The sequence below is a fragment of the Pseudomonas sp. UW4 genome, from assembly GCF_000316175.1.
GTDB classification, from domain to species: Bacteria; Pseudomonadota; Gammaproteobacteria; order Pseudomonadales; family Pseudomonadaceae; genus Aquipseudomonas; species Aquipseudomonas laurylsulfatiphila.
Genome location: NC_019670.1, coordinates 1,799,242 through 1,809,815, shown reverse-complemented (window position 1 = coordinate 1,809,815; position 10,574 = coordinate 1,799,242). Strand labels below are relative to the sequence as shown.

The window sequence follows — 10,574 nt, the reverse complement described above, 5'->3', positions numbered from 1 at the left end:
TTATTCCTGATCCAGGTCGGCGCTTTTCTGCGCGATGGCCATGGCCGTGAGGATTTTTCTGAAGCCAGTGAATTCGTTGCGCGCATGCACGCTGAGGATGTTGTCGAGCAGGACCACGTCGCCCTTCTCCCAGGCGAACTCGACCATCACCTCGCGGTAGATGCCTTGCAGGTGGCGAATCACGTCGTCGGGAATCGATGAGCCGTCGCCGAAGAAGGTGTTCTGCGGCAGGTCTTGGGGGCCGAATTCACGCAGCAGGTTGTCGCGGATGCTGTCCGGCAGGGTCAGCGCGTTGAAGAAGGTGCCGTGGTTGAACCAGATGCGCTCACCGGTCAGCGGATGGCGCACGATGGCCGGGCCGTTCTGCCGGGTGCGCAGGCGGTTGCCGGACTTCCACTCGGCCTGGATACCGATTTTGGCGCAGTAGGCTTCGACCTCTGCGCGGTCCTCGCTCTGGAACACGGTCTGCCACGGCAGGCCCATGCCGTCGCCGTAGTTGCGCACGTACATGATGCGTTTACGGGCAAATTCTTCGCGCACCGCCGGGTCGATCCGCGCGAGGATCCGGCGGGTATTGCCGAAGGGTGTTTCGCCGCCAGTGGCCGACGGGGTGTCGCAGTAGAAATACAGGTGACGCGGGAACACCGGCGAATACGAGTGTTCGTTGTGCGGGAAGATTTTCTCCGGCGCCGGGTAATCGGTGGAGCTGTAGATCTTGAACTGACCGGTGATCTGGGTGCGTGGCGAGGCGCGGAACAGGTACTCCAGCGCGCCGCCGGATATCGCATCGACGCAGCGGTTGAACTCGCCGATATCGGCCACCTGGAAGCCACGGAACAGGATCACCGCGTGTTCCAGCAGCTTGCTTTCGATCAGCGCGCGATTCTGGCTCGCCCATTCCACCAGGTTCACGCCGGACACGGCCGGACGGCACACCAGCGGCATGCTGTGGCCTTCGAACATCGGCGCAAAACTCACCAGCCGCGTCGGATCGGTGGACAGGCTTTTGCGGGCACCACGACCCATCTTGGGAATGGACTTGGTCGTTGAAACGGTCATAAACCCCTCCAGAAAATGTTGACGGCGGCGCTAAAGGGCGCCGCCGCCTGAATCAGTCCGCTGCGGTTGGCGCTGTCGGCGCGCCCCGGTTCGCCGAGCGGCGCTTGATCGCCATGGCACCGCCGAGCAGGGCCTTGCGTTGCTCGTTCAAGCGCGCATCGGCACGGCGCTGGACATCGCTGGCCAGGTTCAGCAACTCACCGACCTGCAACGGCTCAGCGCCTACCAACGCCTGGAGCACCGCCCGGATCTGTTCGAACAGACATTCCAGCGTGCTCGGCAGGTACTGGCCGGCCGGTGTCTCGAAGCTCAGGTGGATGTGCTGCGCGTCGTTGTAGAACGCAGCGACCATGCCGATCTCGGCGGCCTGACGCCCGGAGGGGAAATCCTCCACGTGCAACCCATCCATCGAGGGCAAGCGAGCGACGCCTTCCTGGTAAATCAGCTTGATGTCGAACAGCGGCGAACGGCCGGCCCGGCGCGGCAAGCGCAAGGCTTCCACCAAGCGCTCGAACGGCAGGTCCTGATGGTCCGAAGCCTCCAGCACCGCCCGGCGACAGGCCTCCAGCAATTGCGCTGCCGGCTGCCCGGCATCGACTTCCACTTGCAGTACTAGTTGGTTAACGAAGAAGCCGACCATTTCTTCAAGCTCGGCTTGATTTCGGTTGGCGATATCGGTGCCGATGCGTACCCGAGCGACCTCGGTACGCTGGCGCAACACCAAGGTGAAACCGGCCAGCAGCAGCATGAACAGCGACAGGTCGCGCTGCTGGGCAAAGTCGCGCAACTGCTGGCTGAGTTCGGCACTGAAGGTGAAATGCGCGCTGGCACCTTCTTGCGCCGTGCGCCGGTCGCCATCGGCGGGCAGCTCCAGCACGGCTTGCGGCTCGGCAAGGCGCTGCTGCCAGTAGTCGAGCTGGCGTTGCAACTCGCCGCCCTGCTCTAGCCACTGGCGCTGCCATTTGGCGAAGTCGGCGTACTGCACGCTGTGCGCCGGCAATTGCGGGGTCTGGCCACGGTTGAGGGTTGAATACAGCGTGACGAATTCATTGATCAGCACGCGGAACGACCAGTCATCGGCGACGATGTGATGCACCGTCAGCAACAACACATGCTGGTCATCCGCGACCCGCAGCACCCGCACCCGCAGCAACGGGCCGTGGCGCAGGTCGAATGGCCTTGCGACTTCCTCGCGGGCCAGCTGTTGCGCCTCGACGTCCGGCGCCGGCAGATGCCGCAGGTCGCCGGCCTCGAAGCTCAATGGCAATTGCCGGTGTACCCGCTGCCAGGTCTGGCCGTCTTCTTCGTAGAAGGTGGTGCGCAACACCGCGTGGCGCTGCACCAGGCTTTCGAAGGTCTGGCGCAGGGCGTCGAGGTTCAGCTCGCCGCGCAGGCGCAAGGCACCCGGCATGTTGTACATCGAGCTGTCCGGTTCCAGGTTCCACAGGAACCACAGGCGCTGCTGGGCAAAGGACAGCGGCTGGCGTTCGCCAGAGGTGTCCGCCACCAGCGCCGGGCGTTCACAGCGGTGTTGCAGGGTCTGCACCTGAGCGGCGAAATCCTCAAGGCGCGGGTGTTCGAACAGGCTGCGCAGGCTCACCGACAGGCCCATGCGCTGGCGGATCTGCGAGACGATTTGCGTCGCCAGCAACGAGTGCCCGCCCAATTCGAAGAAGCTGTTCTCGCGGTCGACGCGACTGACCTGCAACACCTGCTGCCAGATCTGCGCCAGCTGGATTTCCAGTGCCCCCTGCGGTGCGCTACCGGTTGCCGCCTCCCAGACTGGCGGGGCCGGCAACGCGGCGCGGTCGAGTTTGCCGTTGCGGTTGAGCGGCAACGCGGCCAGCAGCACCAGTTGCGTCGGCAGCATGTAGTCCGGCAGGCGCTCGCCCAAGGCGCGGCGCACGGTGTCGGTGAGTTGCTGCGCATCGGCGTCCAGCTGTTCACCCGAGGCTGGCACCACATAACCGATCAACTGCTTGCCACCGACGCCTTCGTGCACCAGCACTGCGGCTTCGCTGATCATCGGCAGGCCTTGCAGGTGCGCCTCCAGCTCACCCAGTTCGACGCGAAATCCGCGGATTTTCACCTGATGGTCGATACGCCCCAGGTATTCCAGTGCGCCGTCCTCGCGATAGCGCGCCAGGTCGCCGCTGCGGTACAGCCGTGCCCCCGGCGTGGCGGAAAACGGATCGGCAATGAAACGCTCGGCGCTCAAACCCGGACGCTGGTGATAACGCTGGGCGAGGCCGGCGTCACCGCCGATGCACAACTCGCCGACGCAACCGGTCGGCAGCAGGTGGCCTTCGCTGTCCAGCACATACAACGCACGCCCCGGCAGCGCGCGACCAATCGGCACGCCAAGGGGGTTGCGGGTATCGGCCAGGGTGCATTCGTGGGTACTGGAAACGACCGTGGCTTCGGTCGGTCCATAGGTATTGAGCAGGCGCACATCGCCCAGACCGGCGGCATGCCACAACTTCAGGCCTTCCAGCGACATGGCCTCGCCACCGACGTGGACCTGACGCAAGCGCCCTTTCTCACGCTGCGGTTGCGCAGCCCACTCTTGGGCCAGCAAGAACCAGTAGGCGGCCGGCAGGTCGGCCAGGGTCACGCCGCGCGCGATGATCTGCCGATAAAGCCTGTCGGTGTCCCACAACTCATCGCCGCGCATCACCAGCGCCGCGCCCACGCACAGCGGCGGGTAGCACTGCTCGACAAAGCCGTCGAAGCTGAAAGTGGCGAATTGCAGCACACGGTCTTGCGCTGTGAGTTGTGAATAGTCCGCCGCGATCACGCAAAACTCGCGCAGCGCGGCGTGGGCCAGGCACACACCTTTCGGGCGTCCGGTGGAGCCGGAGGTGTAGATCAGGTAGGCGAGGTCTTCGGCGCTGGCGAGGTTGTCCGGGTTTTCGGTGGAGTAACCGTCAACGCTCGCCTCCAGCGCCAGGCGCGGCAAACCTTGCGGCAGCGCTACATCGGCGAGCAAGCCCGGTTGCGCCAACAGCAGATCCATGCCGCTGTCTTCGATCATGTAGGCCAGGCGCTCGGCCGGGTAGTCCGGATCGAGCGGCACATAACCGGCGCCGGACTTGAGGATGGCCATCAGGCTGACGATCATCTGCGCATTGCGCCGCACCGACAGGCCGACCCGCTGCCCCGGTGCCACACCCTGGGCGCGCAGGCGATGGGCAAGCTGGTTGGCTTGCGCATTGAGCTGGGCGTAGGTCAGGCACTCGTCGCCGACCATCACCGCCAGTGCATCGGGCGTGCGTGCCGCCTGTTGTTCGAAACGCTGGTGGGCCAGCAACGGGCTGTCGATTTGCGGCGCAGGCGGACGGGAATACGCCAACACTTTTGCTTGGGCCGTGGGATCCAGCAAGCTGACCGCGCCCAGTGCCTGTTGTGGCTGAGCGACGAACTGCTCCAGCACCTGCAACAGGCTGGCGCCCAACTGGCTGATCTGCGCTGCGCTGAACCGGCTGCGGTCGAAACTGAAATCCAGACGCAGGGTGGCGCCGACTTCGATGCCGAGGGTCAGCGGGTAGCTGGTGATTTCGTGATTGCGCAGCGCGCCGAAGGTCAGGCCCGCCGGCGCCCCTTGCTTGAGGGCTTCGGCCACCGGGAAATTCTCGAACACCAGCAGGCTGTCGAACAGCGCCCCCTGTTGCCCGGCCCAGCCCTGAATGTCGTACAGCGGCACGTGCTCGAACTCGCGCAGGCTCAGGTTCAGCGCTTGCAGGTGGTTGAGCCACTGGGCCACCGACTGCCCTGCCGGCGGCGCGGCAATGATCGGCAAGGTGTTGATGAACAGCCCCAGTTGCTGTTCGATACCCGGCAGCGGCGCGGAGCGTCCGGCCATGGTGGCGCCGAACGCCACGCAGGACTGGCCGGTGTAGCGCTGCAACAGCAGGCCCCAGGCGCCTTGCAGCAAGGTGTTGAGGGTGATTTTCTGTTGGCGGGCGAAATCGCCCAGGCGCTGTAGTGCGGCGCTCTCAAGGGTCAATTGATGTTCGCCCATGCCGCGTCCTTCGACCGGTGTCGGCAAGGCTTGCGCCAGCAGCGTCGGCGTTTCCAGTGGCGCCAGCGCTTGCTTCCAGAACTGTTCGGCGGCCAGCAGCGGCTGCTGTTGAATCCAGCCCAGATAATCGCGGTATTGCCCCAACGGCCTGGCCAGCGTCTGCCCGGCATAGTGCTGGATCACTTCGCCGAGCAACTGCGCGTTGCTCCAGCCATCCATGAGGATGTGATGGCTGGTGTAGATCAGGTGCCAGTCTTCAGGGGTTCGGCGCACCAGCACCAGGCGGAACAACGGCGCGGCGCCGAGTTCGAAGCCGCGACTGCGCTCTTCGGCGGCCAGTGCATCGAGGTCGACATCGTCCGCCTCGATCACTTGCAGTTGCAGGTCGATCTGGCGATGAATCACCTGATGCGCGCACTCAAGCCCCAGCCAGTGGAAGCTGCTGCGCAGAATGTCGTGTCGGTTGATCGCCGCCTGCCAGGCCCGGCCGAATGCCGCCAGCTCCAGCCCCTGGATGTCCAGGCGCAACTGATTGATGTAGGCCTCGGCCTGGGGCTCGTACAAGGTGTGGAACAGCATGCCCTGTTGCATCGGCGTCAGTGGGTAAACGTCCTCAATGGCCGGCGCCGGGACAGGCAAGGCATCGAGTTGTGCCCGGGTGATGCGCGCCAGCGGGAAGTCCGACGGCGTGACCTGGCCTGGCGTTGTCGCGCAGCAATGTTCGATCAGTGCCTTGAGTTCTTCGGTGTAGGCATCGGCCAGTTGCTGCACCGTGGACTCGGTGAACATGTCGCGGCTGAAACCCCATTGCAGCGAGAGCTGCCCGCCATACACCTGGCCTTCCACGGTCAGCCAGTTGGCCAGCGGTGCATCATCGCCCTGGGCCTGACCAGCGCTTTCCACGGCCGGGACGAACAGCGCAGTCTCATCGAACTGACGGTCGAACTGCCCCAGGTAGTTGAAGGTGATGCGTGGCGCCGGCAGGTCTTGCAGAACCTGGCGCTGCGCCGGCTCGCCGAGATAGCGCAGCAGCCCATAACCCAGGCCTTTGCCGGGAATCGCGCGCAGTTGTTCCTTGATCGACTTGATCGAATTCGCCGCCCCGGCCTCGGGTTGCAGGCGCACGGGAAACAGGCTGGTGAACCAGCCGACGGTGCGGCTCAGGTCGAGATCGTCGCCCTGGTCCTCGCGGCCGTGGCCTTCAAGCTGGATCAGCGTCGAGCCCTGCCCGCTCCAGCGGCAGATGACCCGCGCCAACGCCGTGAGCAACAGGTCATTGACCTGGGTGCGATAGGCCGCCGGTGCCTGTTGCAACAATTGGCGGGTCAGTTCGGCATCCAGTGTCGATTCGATCTTGTGCCCGTGGCGCTGCTGCAAGCTGCCCTGCGGATGCTCACACGGCAGGTCCCGGGCATCGGCCAGTTGCGCCTGCCAGTACGGCATTTGCCCAGACAAGGTGCCGGCATGCTGTTGCAGGTGCGCGGCCCAGGCTTGATAGGCGCTGGTTTTCTCGGGCAGCGCCACTTGCCGGTAAGCCTGCTGCAAGTCTTCGAGCAACACCCGCCACGACACGCCGTCCACCGCCAGGTGATGAACCACCAGCAGCAGGCGCTGGCTGCCATCGTCGAGGTTGACCAGCAAGGCCCGCAGCAGCGGCCCGTTGGCCAGATCGAGGCTGCGTTGCGCTTCATCGCACAGCGCGGTCAGGGCTTCGGCCGAAGACGCCTGACGCAGCCACAATCCAGCGGATTCGACCTGCGGCCCATGGTGTTGCTGCCAGCCTTGGGCACCGTCGATGAAACGCAGGCGCAAGGCGTCATGATGATGGATGACGGCCACCAAGGCCCGCTCCAACGCTTGCGGATCCAGCGCTTCCCGGGGCGTCAGCAGCAGCGACTGGTTCCAGTGCTGACGTTGGGCAATGGCCTGTTCGAAGAAGTAATGCTGCGCCGGGGTCAGGATCACCTCGCCGCTGACCGGGCCTTGATCGATGCTGCTGCGGCTATCGAACGTCGCGACCAAAGCCAGGCTGCGCACGGTCTGGTACTGGAACAGATTTCGCGGGCTGAGGCGAATGCCGGCCTGGCGGGCGCGGCTGACCACCTGGATGGAAATGATCGAGTCGCCGCCGAGTTCGAAGAAATTGTCTTCAAGGCCCACCGGTTGCGTGCCCAATACGTCCTGCCAGATCTGCGCCAGCGTGGTCTGCATGGCATCCTGCGGTGCGACGAACGCCTGTTGCGGCGCGGCGTCCGGTGGCGGCAAGGCCTTGCGGTCGAGCTTGCCGTTGGCGGTCACCGGCAAGGCGTCCAGCGGCATCAGGTAGGTGGGCACCATGTATTCCGGCAGGCTGCCGAGCAGCCAGGCCTTGAGGGTTTGTGGCCACTGCGCATCGGCGTCGGCGTTTTCCAGCACCAGGTATGCCACCAGATGCTTGCCGCCCTGCACCAGCACCACGGCCTCGCGCACCAGCTCATGCTGCATCAGGCGGGTTTCGATCTCCCCCAGTTCGATGCGCAGGCCGCGCAATTTGACTTGATGGTCGAGGCGCCCGAGGTATTCGATCACGCCATCGGCGCGCTGCCGCACGCGGTCACCGGTGCGGTACAAGCGCGCACCGTCGTGGAACGGACACGGCACGAAGCGCTCGGCGGTGAGCGCCGGCCGCCGGTGATAACTGCGCGCCAGCCCGGCGCCGCCGAGGTACAGCTCCCCCGCCACGCCGGCCGGAACCGGAAGCAATTGCGCATCCAGCACATGGGTGCGCAGGTTGGCGATGGGCCGGCCGATGGGCACGCTGTCGGCACCTTCGTCGACGCAGGTCCAGTGGGTCACGTCGATGGCCGCCTCGGTCGGGCCGTAAAGGTTGTACAACCCGGCGCCCGGCAGCTTTTTGAACACCTGCAATTGCGCATCCAGCGGCAAGGCTTCACCACTGCAAGCAATGCGTTTGAGGCCGGTGCAGGCCTCGACACCCGGCTCGTGGATGAACGCCTGGAGCATCGACGGCACAAAGTGCAGCGTGCTGATGCGGTGGTCAGCGATGAGGCGGATCAACTGCGCCGGTTCCCGATGTGCGCCCGGCGGCGCCACCACCAGACGCGCGCCGGTCATCAGCGGCCAGAAGAACTCCCAGACCGACACGTCGAAACTGAACGGGGTTTTCTGCAATACCGAATCGCTGCCATCCAACCCGTAAGCCTGCTGCATCCAGCACAAGCGGTTGACCAGCGCCGCATGACTGTTGCCGGCGCCTTTGGGCTTACCGGTGGAACCGGAGGTGTAGATCACATAGGCCAGGTTCAGCGGATGCACCTCGACCTGCGGGCAGGCGTCGCTGTAGCCATCGAGCCAGTCTTGCGGCTGGTCCAGGGCGATGACCTTGACGCCGTCGGTGGGCAGCGCGCCGAGCAGGGTGCCTTGCGTGAGCAGCACGCCAATCGCGCTGTCGTCGATCATGTAGGCCAGACGTTCAGCCGGGTACTCCGGGTCCAGCGGTACGTAGGCACCACCGGCCTTGTGAATGGCCAACAGGCCAATGACCATGTCCAGCGAACGCTCGACGCAGACCCCCACCAGTACATCCGGGCCAACGCCCTGCTCGCGCAGATAGTTGGCCAGGCGATTGGTGCGGGCATCGAGTTGCGCGTAGCTCAACTGGCGCTCGCCAAACACCAGCGCCGTTGCCTCGGGCGTGCGTCGGGCCTGGGCCTGAATCAACTGATGCATGCACTGCTCGACGGGATAGACCTCGGCGGTGCGGTTCCAGTCCTGCACCAGCACCTGTTGCTCATCAGCGCTCAGCATCGGCAACTCACCGATTTTTTGCGTCGAGTCGTCGACTAACGCCTGCAACAGACGCGTCCAGTGCCGGGCCATGCGTGCGATGGTGTCGGCTTCGAACAGGTCGTTGGCATAGGTCAGCGCGGCGTGCAGCTTGCCGCCCTTCTCCCAGGTGTCGAGGGTGAGGTCGAACTGGGTGGTGCGGCTTTGCCAGTCGAGGCTGCCCAGCACCAGACCGGAGGCGGTGCTGACCGACGCCATGTCGGCCACGTGCGGCTGGTGGTTGTACATCACCTGGAACAACGGCGTGTGACTGAGGCTGCGTTCCAGTTTCAACGCTTCGACCAGGCGTTCGAACGGCAGGTCCTGATGGGCCTGGGCGCCGAGAGCGGTTTCCTTGACGGCGCGCAGCAGGTCATCGACCCGGGTCTGGCCGTCCAGCTGGGTACGCAACACCTGGGTGTTGACGAAGAAGCCGATCAGGCCTTCGATTTCCCCACGGTTGCGGTTGGCGATGGGCACGCCGACGCGGATGTCGGTTTGCCCGGTGTAGCGATGCAGCAACGCGTTGAAGGCGCCGAGCAACAGCATGAACAGGGTGATGTTGTGCTTCTGCGCGGTGCTGCGCAGTTGTTCGGCCAGTTGCGCCTCGACCGCGAATTCAAAGCGGGTGCCGCGATAGCTCGGCATGGCCGGGCGCGAATGATCCAGGGGCAATTCCAGCACCGGATGTTCATCGCCCAGTTGTGCCTGCCAGTACGCCAGTTGCCGCGCCTGCTCGCCCGCCTCCAGCCAGCGGCGCTGCCACAGGGCATAGTCGCTGTACTGGATCGGCAACGCTGCCAGCTGCGGTTGGGTGCCCGCATCGAAGGCGTCGTAGCAGCGGATGAATTCGTCGATCAGCACGTTCATCGACCAGCCGTCGGACACGATGTGGTGCAGGGTCAGCAACAGCACGTGCTCAAGTTCTGCGAGCTTGAGCAAGGTGACCCGCAGCAGCGGACCGGTCGACAGATCGAACGGCAGCATCGATTGCTGCTCGGCGGTGTGCGCCACGGCCCGCTCGCGTTCCTCGGCGGGCAGTGCGCTGAAATCCACCTGTTCGATCATCAGCGGCGCCGTGGCCGGCACTTGCTGCAAGCTGTCGTCGACTTGACGCTGGAACACTGTGCGCAGGGTTTCATGCCGCGTCACCAGACTGGCGAACGCCTGGTCCAGCGCCAACAGGTTCAAGTGCCCGGTCAACCGCACCGCGCCCGGCAGGTTGTAGGCGCCACTGTGTGGGTCCAGCTGCCAGAGGAACCACATGCGTTGCTGGGCGTACGACAACGCCTGGCGATCCTCGGCCTCGATGCCGGCCGGGATCGGGAAACGGGCGAAGTCCACGCCCTCCTTGTGCAAGGCCGCAAGGAACATCTGGCGCTTTTCCAGGGGCAACCCGATAAACCGGCGAGCAAGTTTCAAGGAGTCTTCAGCATTCATCTATCGGCATCCGCATCAGTAGGCAGCAGGCGCAAAGGCGCGTCGTCCCTGTAAAACGAATGCAGGCGGGAAAAATTAGCGGATCAGGCGAAAGGTAAAGCGCGGAAAACAGCGCAATGAAAACCACTGTGGGAGCGAGCCTGCTCGCGAAGACGGCGTGTCAGTCGACATCAATGGTGTCTGACACATCGCTTTCGCGAGCAGGCTCGCTCCCACAGGTTTTGTGGTG

The 10,574-nt window shown here is 64.7% G+C and carries 2 protein-coding genes; both read right to left on the bottom strand.

Annotated elements, in window-relative coordinates; genetic code table 11:
• Positions 1-1,059: a TauD/TfdA family dioxygenase gene (locus PPUTUW4_RS07920; protein WP_015094145.1), complete on the bottom strand. Its 1,059-nt coding sequence runs from the start codon at positions 1,057-1,059 to the stop codon at positions 1-3.
• Positions 1,060-1,111: 52 nt separating this feature from the next.
• Positions 1,112-10,345 (bottom strand): non-ribosomal peptide synthetase, encoded by a 9,234-nt coding sequence (locus PPUTUW4_RS07915; RefSeq protein ID WP_015094144.1) that lies wholly within the window; start codon positions 10,343-10,345, stop codon positions 1,112-1,114.
• Positions 10,346-10,574 lie beyond the last annotated feature (229 nt).

Excerpts from the sequence above, each read along its gene's own strand:
- PPUTUW4_RS07920 (WP_015094145.1), bottom strand. The coding sequence starts at position 1,059 with ATGACCGTTTCAACGACCAAGTCCATTCCCAAGATGGGTCGTGGTGCC.
- PPUTUW4_RS07915 (WP_015094144.1), bottom strand. The coding sequence starts at position 10,345 with ATGAATGCTGAAGACTCCTTGAAACTTGCTCGCCGGTTTATCGGGTTG.